The sequence below is a fragment of the Siphonobacter sp. BAB-5385 genome, assembly GCF_002261125.1.
GTDB lineage: Bacteria > Bacteroidota > Bacteroidia > Cytophagales > Spirosomataceae > Siphonobacter.
Genome location: NZ_NMPS01000214.1, coordinates 37669 through 53826, shown reverse-complemented (window position 1 = coordinate 53826; position 16158 = coordinate 37669). Strand labels below are relative to the sequence as shown.

General features: G+C 49.9%; 13 protein-coding genes and 1 pseudogene. 2 read left to right on the top strand and 12 right to left on the bottom strand.

Going from position 1 to position 16158, the window contains the following annotated elements:
• Positions 1 to 49: 49 nt before the first annotated feature.
• The 12 genes and pseudogenes from BWI93_RS22290 to BWI93_RS22235 all read right to left on the bottom strand — a co-directional run bounded on the left by BWI93_RS22290 (position 50) and on the right by BWI93_RS22235 (position 13193).
• Complete coding sequence (locus BWI93_RS22290; RefSeq protein ID WP_094815372.1) at positions 50 to 1285, bottom strand: 3-phosphoshikimate 1-carboxyvinyltransferase; 1236 nt, start codon at positions 1283 to 1285, stop codon at positions 50 to 52.
• A 158-nt stretch (positions 1286 to 1443) separates the two neighbouring features.
• Positions 1444 to 2007, bottom strand: a complete 564-nt coding sequence (locus tag BWI93_RS22285; RefSeq protein ID WP_141217563.1) for a hypothetical protein — start codon at positions 2005 to 2007, stop codon at positions 1444 to 1446.
• 129 nt (positions 2008 to 2136) lie between these two features.
• The gene (locus tag BWI93_RS22280) at positions 2137 to 2595 is read right to left on the bottom strand and encodes a DUF502 domain-containing protein (protein WP_255158010.1); all 459 of its coding nucleotides are present in this window, start codon (positions 2593 to 2595) and stop codon (positions 2137 to 2139) included.
• A 295-nt stretch (positions 2596 to 2890) separates the two neighbouring features.
• Complete coding sequence (locus BWI93_RS22275; RefSeq protein ID WP_094815462.1) at positions 2891 to 3958, bottom strand: M42 family metallopeptidase; 1068 nt, start codon at positions 3956 to 3958, stop codon at positions 2891 to 2893.
• Positions 3959 to 4048: 90 nt separating this feature from the next.
• Positions 4049 to 4624, bottom strand: coding sequence for a hypothetical protein (locus BWI93_RS22270; protein ID WP_094815366.1), 576 nt, complete (start codon positions 4622 to 4624; stop codon positions 4049 to 4051).
• Between the two features lie 27 nt (positions 4625 to 4651).
• On the bottom strand, positions 4652 to 5191 hold the full coding sequence (locus BWI93_RS22265) for a helix-hairpin-helix domain-containing protein (RefSeq protein ID WP_094815364.1): 540 nt from the start codon (positions 5189 to 5191) through the stop codon (positions 4652 to 4654).
• A gap of 48 nt (positions 5192 to 5239) precedes the next feature.
• Positions 5240 to 6250 carry an OmpA family protein gene (locus BWI93_RS22260; protein WP_094815362.1) on the bottom strand — a complete coding sequence of 337 codons (1011 nt, stop codon included), beginning with the start codon at positions 6248 to 6250 and terminating at the stop codon, positions 5240 to 5242.
• A gap of 294 nt (positions 6251 to 6544) precedes the next feature.
• Positions 6545 to 8413, bottom strand: a complete 1869-nt coding sequence (gene rho, locus BWI93_RS22255; RefSeq protein ID WP_094815360.1) for a transcription termination factor Rho — start codon at positions 8411 to 8413, stop codon at positions 6545 to 6547.
• 225 nt (positions 8414 to 8638) lie between these two features.
• Positions 8639 to 9787, bottom strand: a complete 1149-nt coding sequence (locus BWI93_RS22250) for a mechanosensitive ion channel family protein (protein ID WP_094815358.1) — start codon at positions 9785 to 9787, stop codon at positions 8639 to 8641.
• Between the two features lie 24 nt (positions 9788 to 9811).
• Positions 9812 to 10417 carry an NTP transferase domain-containing protein gene (locus BWI93_RS22245; protein ID WP_094815356.1) on the bottom strand — a complete coding sequence of 202 codons (606 nt, stop codon included), beginning with the start codon at positions 10415 to 10417 and terminating at the stop codon, positions 9812 to 9814.
• Positions 10418 to 10426: 9 nt separating this feature from the next.
• Positions 10427 to 10896, bottom strand: a pseudogene (moaC, locus tag BWI93_RS22240) (cyclic pyranopterin monophosphate synthase MoaC).
• Positions 10897 to 10979: 83 nt separating this feature from the next.
• Positions 10980 to 13193 (bottom strand): DPP IV N-terminal domain-containing protein, encoded by a 2214-nt coding sequence (locus BWI93_RS22235; RefSeq protein WP_094815354.1) that lies wholly within the window; start codon positions 13191 to 13193, stop codon positions 10980 to 10982.
• 199 nt (positions 13194 to 13392) lie between these two features.
• On the opposite strand from BWI93_RS22235, the gene BWI93_RS22230 reads away from it, so the two are divergent.
• A complete protein-coding gene (locus BWI93_RS22230; RefSeq protein WP_094815352.1) occupies positions 13393 to 14583 on the top strand; it encodes a molybdopterin molybdotransferase MoeA in 1191 nt (396 codons plus the stop codon).
• A 218-nt stretch (positions 14584 to 14801) separates the two neighbouring features.
• The gene (locus tag BWI93_RS22225; protein ID WP_255158009.1) at positions 14802 to 15989 is read left to right on the top strand and encodes an AGE family epimerase/isomerase; all 1188 of its coding nucleotides are present in this window, start codon (positions 14802 to 14804) and stop codon (positions 15987 to 15989) included.
• Positions 15990 to 16158: the final 169 nt, after the last annotated feature.

Below are 16158 nucleotides of genomic sequence, written 5' to 3'. Positions count from 1 at the left end.
GATTCGCTGCAAGTTCCTATTTTATTTTCTATAAATTGAGTACTAATCGTTATAAAATGGTAACGATTTTCCCCAAATCCTCCCAGAAGTGGGGATAAGATTTTACGACTACAGAAGCATCATCAATTTCCAGATTTGTACGCATGGCTAATGGGGCAAAAGCCATGGCCATCCGGTGGTCTTCATACGTATGAATGGAAGTCCCCGGCCGATCCCAGCTGGTCAGTTCGTTGGTCACAATTCGGTATCGGGTATTCGCTTCTTCTTCCACCAGGTTGGCATCGAACTTCTGTAATTCCTGCTGAATGGCCAGTACGCGATCCGTTTCCTTCACTTTAAGGCTTTCGATCCCCGTAAATTCGGCCGGAATACCCTTCACTGCCGCAATCACGGCAATAGTTTGAGCCAGATCAGGGCAATGAGTAAAATCCCAGCTAAAGGACTGCTGGGCAGGAATCTGAGTTAGCAGGAAACCCCTTCCGGTATAAGTACTTTTGACCCCCAGCTGTTCCATGATGGCGATGATGGCCGAGTCTCCCTGCAGTGAGTTTTCTTTTAACCCCAATAGCTCGGCTTCCGATCCTTCTGGCCCCAGGGCTACAAGGCTATACCAGTAACTGGCAGCGGACCAATCCGATTCCACGGCGTAATCACTGGAATGATACGGCTGGGCGGCTACCTGAATCTGTCGGTTTTCCCAATCAGCCGTGACATCCGCTCCAAACTGCCGCATTTGCTGGATCGTCATTTCGATGTACGGAATCGACCCGAGCTGTCCGGTCAGATGCAGCGTCAGCCCTTCCGGCAAAGTAGGGGCAATCATCAGAATAGCTGATATAAACTGACTACTCACGTCACCCCGCATCGTCAAGTCTTTGGCACCCGCGTACGAGAAACCTTCCAGCTGAAGCGGTGGATACCCTTCTTTATTCTGATACGTGATGCGGGCTCCCAGTTCACGCAAGGCTTCTACCAGAATACCAATGGGCCGTTCCTGCATCCGGGGGGTGCCGGTCATGACTTTCTGACGATTGGCCGTTGCATAATAGGCCGTCAGAAAACGCATGGTTGTACCCGCGTCAAGTACATCGGCTATGGGTTCGTCGCGTTGCAGCAGCCGTTGCATGGTTTGCGTATCGCGAGCTTCTGACAGGTTACTAAGTGATCCTGTTCCCCCCGCCAGAGCGTTGAGAATTAGAGCACGATTGGACTCTGACTTGGATGCCGGTAGCTGAATTTGGGCCTGAAAAGGCTGAGTGATCTTATGGAGGAGAAGCTTTTTCAAAACGGTACAGAAAAATAGATCGGTGATTGCAGGGCCAAAATTATTCTTTTTCGCTGGTTTTGTCCCTGTTTTCTGGCAAACTGTGTTGCCGCTGTATAAATAAAGGGCTACTTCCCAGTGGTTTCCGGAAGTAGCCCCTCGCCTATTCGCTGTGTCTTTTAAAACGTCTGCAGTACTTTCAAGCGGTGTCGATTGCCAATTTTCATGGCTTTGTGCGTGGACTTGTAACACAAGGCACCCAGCCCAATCAAGCCACCACTGACAACGGCCGTCGAAGGCGTTACCCGCAGGGGTGCTCCTTTGAATTCCTTATTCCAGACCGGACTAAAGAAATCCATGATGAAGTATAACGCACCAGCCGCGGGCAGCAGATACCCCGCCTGCGTAGCCAGCGAACTTCCTTTCATAAAGTACACCTTCCGAATATCTTCCAGTCGATATTCAGTGTATTCCTGCTGGTTGGTGATTTCGCTAAAATCGGCGAAGACAAGCGTGGAGTCCGTTACTGCGAAAATGTTGTCACGGATTTTACGACTCTGACCTTTGGCCTTGAAGACAAATTCATCGCCCGCAAAAAATCGCTTCCGCCCCCCCGGATAATCCACGGCAATGTATTTTATGGTCTGGCGGGACGTTAGTACCCGGCCCGTTGGCGAAGGAGGTTGCTGGGCGTACAAAGCAGGTGCCCCAAGCAACATAAGTAGAAAAAGTAGCCGTTTCATGGTTTCAATTACGGATGGAGGTATGGAGGAAACGTACGGTATCAACAAAACGTATTTCCTACCCCGCGGTTTCAAACAAAGGTATACAATCCCTCGCTTGCTCCACAGACACCTAAATGCTGGTTAGGATTAATGAATCGAGACGCCACCGGAAACAATAAATTTCATCACTTCGGTTGCGTTAGCTTTTACGGGTTTTACGTTTTCTTTGGGCATGATGAATAAATGGCCCGAAAAGGCGTACGATTGCGGGAAATAGACCGCTACTGAGCCCGGCAGTTCCCACTCCGAAAGATCAGATTGGGTTAAGAATCCCAGCCGGTATAATTCCGTATTCGTATCCATCTTCACGAGCACGGGCTGGTTAAACTTTTTCTTATCGCCGACGAAAGCAGAGGTTAAATCTTTCAGGGAAGAATAAATAATTCGTACCAGTGGTAAACGATTGATAAACTCTTCGAAAAGATTAAATACGGGAATGATGACAAACGTAGAGCCCAGAAAACCTACAAGAAAGACGATCGCCAGCACGATGAGCATTCCCATTCCCCAAAGTCGAACCTGATTTTCACCCGTACCGATTCCCACTGGAACCAGGCCGTCGAGGTATAAAAAGGATTGATACAGAATATAGCCAGTGAAGAATAACGGAGCAATTAACAGTAAGCCTCGAATGAAGTAACTGACAAAGCGATTTACTAATCTTTTTTCATGGGAGAAACAGATAGAAGGGGGAATCTATTCTACAATTCGGATTCCTTCGTCAAAGTTCATCCGGTTGCAATTTTAAAATCTCCAAGTACCTACAATTGAAAAGAGTCGCAGGCCTGGGCTTACGACTCTTTCGATGGTATAGGAATAGCGATTTTTTTATTCTTTACGCTTAAGTCAGATAACGAAAATCCTGTCCGGCTTCCAGTTTCAGAAGCGTTTCGTACATCAGGCGAATGACTTCCTCCACGTCCTGCTTGTGCACGGTTTCTACCGTCGTGTGCATGTATTTGAGGGGCAGAGAGATCAGGGCGGAAGCCGTTCCTTCGGCGGCGTAGGCAAACGAATCTGTGTCGGTTCCCGTTGAACGACTGACAGCCTGCCGCTGAAACGCAATCTGCTTTTCTTCGGCTACTCCGATCAGAAAATCCAGCAGATTATTCTGTACGGCCGGACCGTAGCACAACACAGGACCACCTCCGCATTTCAAATCTCCCTGTTCTTTCTTGTCGTACCGGGGTGACGTAGTATCGTGGGTAACGTCGGTACAGATCGCCACGTCCGCTTTCAGACGCCGGGCAATCATCTCAGCCCCCCGAAGACCAATTTCCTCCTGTACAGCATTGACTACATAAAGCGTAAACGGTAGGGAAACGTTATTCTCCTTCAGCATACGGGCTACTTCAGCAATCATGAAGCCGCCGATCCGGTTATCCAACGCCCGACCTACGTAGTACCGATCGTTGAGTTCCGTCAGCTCGTCTTCGAAGGTTACGACACAACCCACGTGAACGCCTTTTTCCTCCAATTCTTTTTTGGTAGCCCCGCAATCAATCGTCAGGTCCGTTACCTTGGGAGCAGTGTCCTTTGCCAGATCACGTACGTGAATGGCAGGCCAGCCGAAGATACCTTTGACGATTCCTTTTTTGGTGTGAATATGAACACGCTTGGACGGAGCAATCACGGCATCCGAACCCCCATTCCGACGAACGTAGATATAGCCGTCGTCGGAAATGTAATTAACAAACCAGGAAATTTCATCCGAGTGAGCTTCAATGACCACCTTGTACGGCTGGCCGGGGTTAATGATCCCTACTACGGTGCCATACGTATCGACGATGTAGTCGTCAATATAGGGTTTAAGATAATCCAGCCAAATCCGTTGTCCGGCGGCTTCAAAGCCCGTTGGAGAAGGGTTATTCAGGTATTGATAGAGAAAGGTTTTGCTACTTTCAGTCATCATAGAATAGAAAATGTGTAGTGATTCGTTAGGTGCTTCGAACGAAAGTTCGTAGGATCCGTTTGCCAGTGTACTAAAAATCCGGACCGTTTACCTGCCTTTTCGCAGTTCGTCCTGCCATTCTTTCAGTTCTACCCAGCGGCCCTGCGTTGCCAGACGAGCCTGATCAGGCCAGGTCGTCGGGTCATGCATCTGGAATCGGGAACCGGCGGCATTCAGGATTTCTTTAATTCGCTCGGGCGAAACGGCGGCCAGCTGCGTAAAGCTGGAAATACCTTCATTATTTAACAGCTGCTCGATTTTGGGACCGATGCCTTCAATGACTTTCAGATCATCCGGTTCTTCGTACAAGATCGGAGCGGCGGTTCCGGTTGTAATTCCTGGAATACCTTCAATCGGCGTTATGTCCATCGGAATTTCCATCAACGGCGGTTCTTCCACGACAATGGGAACGGGTGGTTTCGGCTTGGGCGGATTCGTCTTTGACTCGCGACAGTGCTCCAATTCTACCCGTTTGGTAGCGATTTGCATTTGCATCGTGTCGATCTTGCCGTGCAAGGCCCGGCGGCCCAGTAACCAGCCCAAACCAGCCACCAAACTCATAAACGCGACCGCTTCGAGTACGGCAATGGGAATATTCTGACTTAATGATTGTAGGAGTAACATAGTTGATGTCGAAGGATGAAGCTCTCTTTATTCTTTCCCCTTTTGCAATTCCTGTTGCCAGGCCCGAAGTTCATCCCACTTGCCTTCCTGAGCCAGGCGAGCCTGACGGGGCCAGGTATTGGGATCCTGAATCTGAAACCGGGAACCCGCCGCCCGCAGAATGGACATTACATGCGAGGGTTCGGCTACGGCTAGCTGAGCAAACGTTTTGATGCCGGCCTCGTGCAGGAGCTTTTCAATCTTCGGGCCGATTCCTTCAATTTTTTTGAGGTCATCTTCTTCGTGCGGTACGACAGCAAATGGTTGTACGGCTTCTTCCGCGGGGGGAGCCACAATGGGTTCGGGCAGCGGGCCGGCGGTTCGAACCGTTGGCTTGGGTACGTACAGCCCTTTATGACACTGATCCAGGTCAAACTCAATCTGGCGAATTTCCGCTTCGAGATGATGGAGTGTATTCTTACTTTTCAGAAATCCAATCAGGTACCCCAGGATACCCGCCCCCAGCAGAAAAAGCAAGTGTTGAAGCCACGCACTTTCCAGTTGTAAGGGATTAAAATGTTCATACATAATTGCAGTGATTTGAAGGATAAGTCGACCTGCCAAAATGGCTAGTGCTTACCTTTTTTGTTCCTGAACAACGATCGTAACCCGACGGTTGGCTTTTCTGCCCGCAGGCAGGGCATTATCGGCAATGGGTTGCGTTTCGCCCTTTCCATCGGTTACCAGCTGTTCGCTTTTCATGCCTTTCCGGATGAATTGTTTCTTTACCGCTTCCGCCCTACTTTTTGATAAACGCAGGTTATGATCGTCGGGCCCTTCGCTGTCGGTATGACCAATCAGCGTCAAGCGTTTATTTGGATGTTGTCTGAGGTATTTCTTCGCTTCCTCAAAAAATTTATCGTTGTCTTTTGTCCGAATAAACTGGTTACTACTAAGCGGGAAATACAAATCCATGGGTTTGAAAATCCCATCGTACGTCGCAGCAGCGGCCAGCTCTTCTTCGTTTTGTCCCTTCGGTGCTCGTAATACGGGAGCAGGTTCAGTCGATTCAACAACGGCGGGTTCAGATACTGCCGGCTCGGCTACGCTGGTTTCAGCAACTGTATTAGGAAGTTCGTTAGTACCCGCAAATGCAAACCCAGCTCCGTAAATGGAGTCAGCTGGACTAAAGGCCATATCCAGTTGTTTAGCATCGATCCGCAACTGATTTGGTGAGACCCCAGCCTTCACGAAGTACTGACGGATGGCATCCGCCCGGGCTTGTCCCAGCGTAGGAAACGAAGTATTGTTTTCCTCAATGGATGAATAAAAGCCCGTAACGGTCAGCGTTTTCTTAGAATTCTCCTTTAAGTAACCCGCCAGTGCCTGTAATTGAGGCTCGACGGCTCCAGTCACGACTCGTCCGTTTGACCGGCCAAAACTCAGGTTGTTTTCGGAAGTAACGTGGAAATGAGAGCCGTCCTGAATATCCAGGGCAGGACTGATGAAGGCTTCCGACGATTCCGTTTTCGTAAGGGGTTTGGGGTTTCCATCACACAATTGTTTAATCTGACAGACGTGCCAGTAGGTCCCTCCGGCTATCCAGCCGATGAGTACCAGCCATGTCAGGGTTTTGGCGATTGACATACAGAAGGTTAGCTAATAAATGTACCGATAAACATAAACTTGTTTTCTTAGACTAAGCTTCAGGATGTGGGAGTCATTCACGATTCGGAGCAGCGAAAAAAGACAGAAGCCTAATCGAAAGCAACAAGAATTGAATGATAAATGCAAATTTACTTTCGATTCCAATCCTGCCTCGCTTTATCCAGGCATTTGGCAGAATCACTTAAAAAGCAACCGTATTTAACGGAAAAAGTTATAAAAAAAGCCTCACCCGTAGGCGAGGCTTTTCATATACGCTTATCGTAAGGTCAAATCTTAGCGATTCATTGACAACAGGAACTCTTCGTTCGAACGGGTACCTCTCATTTTTTCGAGCAGGAACTCCATCGATTCCACCGAGTTCATGTCGGACATATACTTCCGCAAAATCCAGACACGCTTGAGCGTTTCGGGATCCATGAGCAGGTCTTCGCGACGTGTACCCGAAGCTGGTACGTCGATGGCAGGGAACATCCGACGGTTGGACAGTTTCCGGTCCAGCTGGAGTTCCATGTTACCCGTACCTTTGAATTCTTCAAAGATTACCTCATCCATCCGGCTTCCGGTTTCGATCAGGGCCGTAGCGATGATCGTCAGCGAACCACCGTTTTCCACGTTACGGGCCGCTCCGAAGAAGCGTTTGGGTTTGTGTAAGGCGTTGGCATCTACCCCACCCGAGAGAATCTTACCGGAAGAGGGTACCACGGTGTTATACGCACGGGCCAGACGCGTAATGGAATCCAGCAGAATTACGACATCGTGACCGCATTCGACCATTCGCTTGGCTTTTTCCAGGACCATGCTGGATACTTTTACGTGACGGTCCGCCTGTTCGTCGAAGGTAGAAGAAATCACTTCCGCCTTCACACTACGCTGCATATCAGTTACCTCCTCGGGACGTTCGTCAATCAGCAGAATGATCAGGAACACTTCCGGGTGGTTACGGGCAATGGCGTTGGCAATTTCTTTCAATAATACCGTTTTACCCGTTTTAGGCTGAGCAACGATCATCCCCCGTTGTCCTTTTCCAATCGGAGCGAACAAATCGAGAATACGGGTAGAATTTTCGCGGCCCGAAGTAAATAGGTTCAGTTTTTCCGTCGGGAACAGCGGCGTCAGGTATTCGAATGGAATCCGATCCCGAATTTCCTCCGTCGTTTTTCCGTTTACGGACTCAACCCGTAACAGGGCAAAATACTTTTCTCCTTCTTTCGGCGGACGGATGGCTCCACGTACGGTATCCCCCGTTTTCAGGCCGAACAGCTTGATTTGGGAAGGAGACACGTAAATATCATCGGGGGAAGCCAGGTAATTGTAATCCGCCGACCGCAGGAAACCGTATCCACCATCGGACATGATTTCGAGTACGCCTTCGTTTTCAATCAGGCCATCAAACTCCCGAATGTGCTGGTTATAGTTTCGCTTCACCTGCTGCTGCAATTGCTGCGAACGCGGGTTAGGCTGCAAAGGCTGACCACTTTCGTCAGTACGACCTTCACGGGGCTCACGGGTATTGGGACGATTCGGGTCAGGGCTTACCGGATTAACTGCCGGGGCCGATTCACTTTCCGAAGGCATCACTTCCATCGTGGACTGATACGCTTCATCCAATGAGAAATCATTCGCCAATTCGGCGGGGATTTCCATTTCATCTACGGGTTCAAAACTAGCGTCCTGCTCTTCGTTTTCCGGAGCTACTGGAGCAGCCGAAACAGGAATAGCAACGGGTACCTCTTCAGAAACACTGCCCCGCCGGATACGTGCCCGTTTATGGCGGTTTTCGGCTTCATTCTGGGCAGTAGTAGATGCTTCAACCGAAGCAGGCTCGGGCTGAGACGCGGGAGTCGCTGCAGCAGGGCTTTCTTGAACTTCTTCCTGAACTTCTGAACTTGAAGATTCCGTTTCGGAAACGGAAGGTGCAGCGGGCTCTTGGGCCGTTTTTCGTGTACGACGAGCCCGTGGTTTATCGGATGCTGCTGGCATAGGGGTAGGACTGGCCGGCTTCTCTTGGGAAGCCTGCCGCTCTAAAATTTTGGTAATGAGTTCGGATTTGGACAGTTGGGTTGGATTGGATATACTCAACTCCCTTGCGATTGCTCTCAATTCGGACAGCAGCCGCAAACTCAGCTCTTCTGATGTATACATGAAAATTACGTATCAATCACGGCCGTGCCGGAATAGAATGAAACAGGATAGTCAGGCGAAATTGATAAATGCGTTGAGTTCTTTAGAATTCATTCACAGGAGGGTAAAAGCTACTACTGTCGGGGAAGAGGATGGTACCGGCTTCTGGGATGCGTCGCTGGGGTGAATGAATTGCAAAGGTAAAATGTTCTTCAGCAATTTGTCAATATCTCTATGTAAACTTTTTTAGGACAGCGAATTATCACTGACGGACTGGGTTTGAAAATCATTTTTAAGATTTACGGTGCTGATTGGACTGGCAAAGCGAACGTCGTTTGCTTCGACAATCTGCATAATTTTAAAATTCAGCTCTTCCTTCACGCGATTAAACGTCCGGAAATCGCTGGTTTCTACGTGATAAATGATCAATACGTCAAATGACTGATCGCCGAAGGTATCGAAACGAACGCTTCCGGGCTTGCTTTTGGTAAATTCATGGGCATCAATAGCGTCCTGAATCTGATCAATCACTTGCTTTAAAGTCGCCGCAGACGTTTTTAAATCCAGACGAATGGTGTACTTCGCTCGTCTGAACTCCCGCTGACTCTGGTTTTCCAACATTTGAGAAACAATCAAGCGATTGGGAACGGTCATCATACTCCCGTCTACCGTGCGTATACGTGTACTGCGAAACCCGATTTTTTCGACGTCGCCCATCGTCTGGCTAATCTGAATGGAATCGCCAACGACAAAGGATCCATCGGCAAAGATGGTAAAGGAAGCGATCAGGTTTTCGAGCGTTTCGCGGGCAGCCAGAGCGACCGCGATACCTCCAATACCCAACCCTGCAATCAGTGTCGCAACATCAATATTAAAAATCTTGCCTGTGATGATTAATCCGGAAATTACCACCACCAGCACAATCAGAATGTCCTTCAGAAAAGGTACTAACTGATCGTCTACTCTGGTTTCGGTCCGTTCGGCCCTTCGTTTGAATACGACAGCCAGAAACTTAACGAAACGAATCACAGCCCACGTCAGGGCCAGGATAAGCAAACTTTTATAAATCCGGTAAAGGATGAGTCGAATGCCAAACTCGGTTTTGTGAGCTAAACCCCAGTGGATGGGAATACGGATCAGGTCGAAAGCAAAATACACCATGACCAGTAAAAAAACGTATTCCAGCGGACGGCGTAATAGTGCGACAAACTCCTGTACACTTACTTCGTTTTCCCGGGAGACCTTGCGAACGACGGCGAAAAGTACCTGGCTGAGTAATCGTCCAATGGGGCGACGCAGGAAGGTACCGACTAGCAGAGTACCAATAAAACCAAAAAAATTGAACCAGTGATTACCTGGAAGTACTTTATTTAAAAATTCCTGAAACGGTTCCATTCGAACTGAACGGGATTGTAAGCCTTAGCACGACGAAGACGCCAGCTGCTCTTTCCAATACCGGTAGGCTTCGGGGGTATCAACGCTAATTAACTCTGAGGGCTGCGGGGGACACAGAAGTGTAACGTCGGAAGTTGTTAAAAATTTCCGCAAGCTTAAATGATTTTTTTCAAATAATAAGCGAATCAGCGAAAAACTCCTGGGTTCGTAAATCGTTACCAGGGGTTCCGGTAACGCATCAGCCCCGGAAAAAGCGGTTGCCAGGCTTGCGGGCTTACGATTTTGAACTAACGATTCAAGCGTAACGTGCTGAACGAGTGGCATATCCACTGCTAAGATCAACCAGGCCACGGAGGAATTGGTTCCGAAGGCTGTAAGTAATCCGCCCATGGGGCCCTTTTGGCAGAAATCAACCTGACAATTTTGGACGGATGGCCGTTGCTGTTCCGGATTTACGGATACGTATACGCATTCGCAGTACCGTTGCAGAAGTTCATAACTTCGTTTCCACTGCGGCTGGTCACTGTACTGAAGCCAGGCTTTATCCGTACCCATGCGGGTACTTTGTCCGCCACCCAGTACCAGTCCCCAGAGCGGTGGCGTCACCTCGGTATCGGGAAGTAAAGCCATAGGTGCGTATTATTTTCCCTGAAAATCGGATTTACCTCCGGTTTTTTTCAGCAAACGGGTTTCCTCAATGACGATCTCGTGCGAAAGAGCCTTACACATGTCATACACCGTCAGAGCCGCAATGGTGGCTCCGGTGAGTGCTTCCATTTCTACGCCCGTTTTCGCTTCCAGGGCACAGGTACAGTCAATCTGCACCCGATCTTCAATGACTTCGATCTGAAATTTACAGGAATCGAGCCCCAGGGGATGACAGAATGGAATCAGCTCTGACGTTTTTTGGCCCCCATCGTTCCGGCAATTACAGCCGTATGGAAAACGGGACCTTTCTTGGTACGAATGTCGCCATCCTGCAAAGCCGCCCGTACGGCCTCGGGCAGACGCACCACACTACGGGCCGTAGCCGTACGCCGCGTTACGGCTTTATCGCCCACGTCTACCATGGTTGGATTGGCCTGTTCGTCAAGATGAGTGAAGCTCATAAGTGTGTTTTCAAAAGTCGATAAAAAAACGCGTATCCGGGAGTCGCTCCCGGATACGCGTTCAAATGTACTTTTTTTACGGATTATCGGGCACCCGGAGGGCAGTTTTTCAGTAAAAAGTCCGTATAGGTTTTAGACAAGTGCTGAGACGTTCCCTGACCTTCGGAAATACTGTGCGTCCGGTTCGGATAAATCATCAGACTGAACAATTTACCGGCCTTGATCAGTTCGTTGATCAGTACCTCCGCATTCTGGTAATGGACGTTATCGTCGCCCGTACCGTGAATGTAGAGCAGGTTACCCTTCAGATTTTTCACGTGACTGATCGGTGAACCTTTCAGATAGTCGGCCTCGGCTTCTGCCGGAATACCCATGTAGCGTTCCTCGTAAATGTTGTCGTACAAATGCAGGTTCGAAATGGCCGCGATGGCGATACCGGTCTGATATACGTCAGGGTACTGCATCAGGGCATTCAGGGTGGACATCCCACCCCCACTCCAGCCCCAGATGGCGATCCGGTCTTTATCGACGAAGGGCCATTTGATGATTTCCTGCGTGGCCAGAGCCTGGTCTTTGGCGTTGATAATGCCGTTGTTCCGGTAAATGGCTTTCCGCCACTCCCGACCCTTCGGAGCGGGCGTACCCCGGTTATCCAGTGAAATGTAGATGTACCCTTTATCGGCCATACTACCCTGGAATAGACGGTTATACCCGACGCCAAACTGATCGGTTACCGTGGCCGAAGCGGGTTCGCCGTACACATAAAACACCACCGGATACCGTTTGGTCGAATCAAAATTGGTCGGTTTCACCATCCAGCCGTCCATTACGGTTCCTTCGGAGGTTTTTACCTGGAAGAATTCAACTTTCATCCGACCGGGTTTCAGTTCCGGCAGACTTTTGCCATCCGCGGCTTTATGCGACGGCAGACTGATGAAGCTCTGCATCGGCTGCGTATTGGCCGAGGAGAAATCGTGCTGAGCCCACAAACCGTTGGGAGAAATTTCGTAGTCGTTCGTGCCCGCGTACGTGGCCGGAGTCAGACGTTCAGCTTTCCCTTTGCCGTTGAGTTTCAGGCGGTACAGATACTGTTGCGTCGCGTTGGTGGGGGAAGCGGAGAAGTATACCCAACCGTTTTTCTCATCCACCGTATAGATTTTAATAATGTCGTATGGTTCTGCCGAAACGAGCGTTTCCTTGCCCTCTTTCGTAACGCGGTACAATTGACGCCAGCCCCCTTTTTCGCTCAGGTACAGGAATTCCTTGTTACCGGCCAGCCAGTACCAGTTGGTCACTTCGCTTTCGGCCCAGTTACTACGAACGTCTACCCAGGCGGCGTCCTTTTCGGTGTTGATGGCCTTCGCCGTTCCCGTCGTTCCATTGGCTACGTAGAGCGTGCTAACCTGTTGACGACGGTTCAACTGCTGAATGAGCAGTTCCTGACTTCCCGGAATCCATTCCATGCGGGGCAGCAGGTTGTTGTCCGGCTCACCGGGAATTTGAATCGGTGTAATTTTTCCGGTGGCCACTTCTACCGTTTTCACAAACGTTGGAGACGGTTTCTCGCCTGCTTTCGGGTATTCAACGGGAACGTTAAAGGAGTACGTTGAATCCGTATTGTTGATCATCAGGAAGTTCCGGATCTTACGGGCATCCACCGTCCAGAACGCGATGTATTTGCCATCGGGCGACCAGCGGAAGCCATCGCGGCAGTCGAGTTCTTCTTCATACACCCAATCGAAAGTACCATTGATCAAACGATCCGTACCGTCGGTAGTCAGGGCTTTGGCCGTTCCCGTACTCAGGTCTTCTACGTACAGGTTATGACCGGAAACGTAGGCCGCCTGCGTCCCGTTGGGCGAAAGCTTGGCAAACATCAGCGAGCTTTCGGGCCGCGACGCTCCGAGCTTTTTCAGGGAATTACTGGCCAGATCCAGCACGTAATAATCGCCCCGGGTGGGGTACCGCCATACACGTTTGGCATTGGTATAGAGAACGGCTTTTTTGAGGGTAGGCAGGTAATCAAACGCCAGGACGCGAATGGGTTGCGTAGCTCCCTGCGGAATGAGCTGCTCTTTTTTAATGAGCGTCGTTTTCGTACCCGTTTTTACGTCAACCTGTACGAGCTCGCCACTCTGAAACTGCCAGTACGCATTTCCATCGGGCGACCAGTGAAACTTGCGGGCATCCAGGATGGTCAGGGCCTGGGGGCCATACGGCTCGGTACTGGGCTGAGCCAGCGATACCACCGAAACCAGTAAAGTGATCAGGGGGATTAAGAAGGACTGTTTTCTCATAAACTTGGTTTTGCATGTGTGACTGGAGCCGGTTCACTACGCTATCCTTATCAGATGGGGCCAGAGCGGTTTCCCGACGATCACAATTCCACAAAGAGAACCAAGAAAATTAATATTTACAAAGCATTCGCCGACCGAAGCATTGATTGAATAGACATCCTCTCCCATCTTTGAGTTTCATTTGTTCGCTGCTGCTCTTATGCTTTCCGTACACGAAGCTTTTACTACTGTTTTTTCCCAGACGATCCACTGGGGTACTGAATCGGTCTGGCTCCACGAAGCCGGCGGACGCGTGCTGGCGGAAGCCATTACGGCCGACCGTGATTTCCCGCCTTTTGACCGGGTAACCATGGATGGCATTGCTTTATATCTGGAAGCTCCCATTCCGGAGGGTTTATTCCGGATTGAAGCCACGCAATACGCGGGCGAGGCGGCCAAACACCTCGTCTCCCGGGCTTCGGCTATCGAAGTGATGACCGGGGCGGTATTACCCGAAGGAACCAATACGGTGGTTCGTTACGAAGATCTTGTCTTTTCCAATTACGGAGATAAACGCTTCGCGGCCCTGCAAAATCCGGCTACGCCCGGACAGAACATTCACACCAAAGGCAGTGACCGTGTAACGGATGAAGTGCTCATTCCGACGGGTACACGCCTGGGATCATCCGAGATTGGTATCCTGGCTTCCGTGGGAAAAACGCAGGTAATGGTTGAAAAACGTCCCAAGGTAGCTCTGATTTCTACGGGTGATGAATTAGTGGAAGTCAATCAGACGCCCCTGCCCCACCAGATTCGACGGTCGAGCGGCTATCAGCTGGCGGCGGCTTTGCAGCAAATTGGGTTTTCGAGCCAGTTGTTTCACCTACCCGACCTTCCAGAATCCCTGGAATCGAACATTCAGGATATTCTGAATCGTTTTGAGATCCTGATTCTGACGGGGGGTGTATCGGCGGGTAAAAAAGATTTCATCCCCGCTACGCTGGAAAAACTGGGCGTACAGAAGCATTTTCATCAGGTGGCCCAGCGACCAGGGAAACCGCTGTGGTTTGGCACACGGGGTACGCAGCATGTGGTATTTGCCCTGCCCGGAAACCCCGTATCGACGTTTGTGTGCTTTTTACGGTACGTTCGCCCCTACCTCCTCCACGAGTCGGCGGTTGCTGCCAAAGCCGTACTGGCGGAAAATCTCGTATTTAAACCTAATCTCACGTACTTCGTACCCGTGGCCGTTAGTTTTGCTGAAGATGGCCGACTCATGGCCCTACCGCTCAAAGGCTCGGGTTCCGGCGATTTCGCGAATTTGCTGGATTGTACGGGTTTTCTGGAATTACCCGCCGATCGCTCGGAGTTTCAGGCGAATGAAGTATTTCCGTATCTGGCGTTTCGGTAAAACCTCCGCCTGGATTGATTTGATTCGTATTTTGCTCTACGGGTAAACCCCCTTTTTTATTAAGCTAGGAATAGGTTTACAGGTATGGCGTTTTTTGAACAATTAACACTATACGTCAGAAATAGAAAAGGCAAACAGTGCCCGCTCGTATCTGAACCGTCCCGCTATTCGTCTGCTTGACCCAGGAAAGAAAGTACTGCTTCAAAATCGCTAAACCTATGCTCACGCTACCCGCTATGCTTCAGGAAGTTCAACAAGAGTTCCGGCGAATCTTTCAGTATTGGGAAACGCACGACGTCGATCCCCGGGGCGGGTTTTATGGTCGCGTGGATGCTCAGAATCAACCCGATCCGGCGGCGGATAAAAGCATTGTACTCAACGCCCGGATTCTCTGGTCTTTTTCGAATGCATACCGGGTTACCAAAAATCCGACCTATCGTACTTTAGCCGACCGGGCCTTCGCGTATATCCAGCAATACTTCCTGGACCCGAAACACGGCGGGGTGTACTGGTCGGTCCAGGCCGATGGTACGCCGCGTGTCACTACCAAGCAACTGTACGGACAGGGTTTCGCCTTGTACGGCCTGAGTGAGTACTACCGGGCTACGAAGCAGGCCGAGGCCTTAACGGCCGCTCAGCAATTATTTCGTACGCTGGTTGACCGGGCTTATGATTCTAAAAACGGTGGCTTCATTGAGGCGTTCCATCAGGATTGGTCCAATACGGACGAGTACATTTTAAGTAAAGGTGAACTCCGCAAGTCCATGAATACGCATTTGCACCTGATCGAGCCTTTTACCAATCTGTATCGGATCTGGCCCGATGCGAGCGTACAGAAACACGTCCGTTCGATGCTGGAAAATGATTTCATGCAGCACATCATCGACCCCACGACGTACCACATGCGGTTGTTCTTTACGGAAGACTGGCAGGTACGCTCTTCGGAAGTATCCTACGGGCATGATATTGAAGCTTCCTGGCTACTCTACGAAACCGCTGAAGTATTGCATGACAAAGCCTTACTGGCGAAGACGAAAGAGCTGAGTTTAAAAATGGCGACGGCAACGCTGGAAGGCCTCAACACCGACGGAGCCCTCACCTACGAGTACAACCCCCAGACCGGGCACAAAAACGAAGACCGGAGCTGGTGGGTGCTGAGCGAGCAACTGGTGGGTTATTACAATGCTTATCAGTTGTCGGGGAAGCAACATTTTCTCGAAAAAGCCCGCACAAGCTGGGAGTTCATCAAAACGCATTTACTCGATACGAAAAACGGCGAATGGTACGAGAAAACCGATGCTGCTCATCATCCTTCGTTGAAAGCCGATAAAATCAACGCCTGGAAGTGTCCCTATCACAACAGTCGGGCGTGCTACGAAATCATGCATCGGCTTCAAGCCAAGTAACGAATAAAGTTTTTAAAAAAAATCAAAAACTTTATTCGTTGTCAAATAGCTCTGACCTACAATTAGTTACCTTTTAACAATCAACTTACCCTTCTTTTCTGCTCCCGATATTTTCAGCCCTTTTCCAACCCGGCCTTTTAAAACCGGGTCATCAAACGTAGAAAGCTTT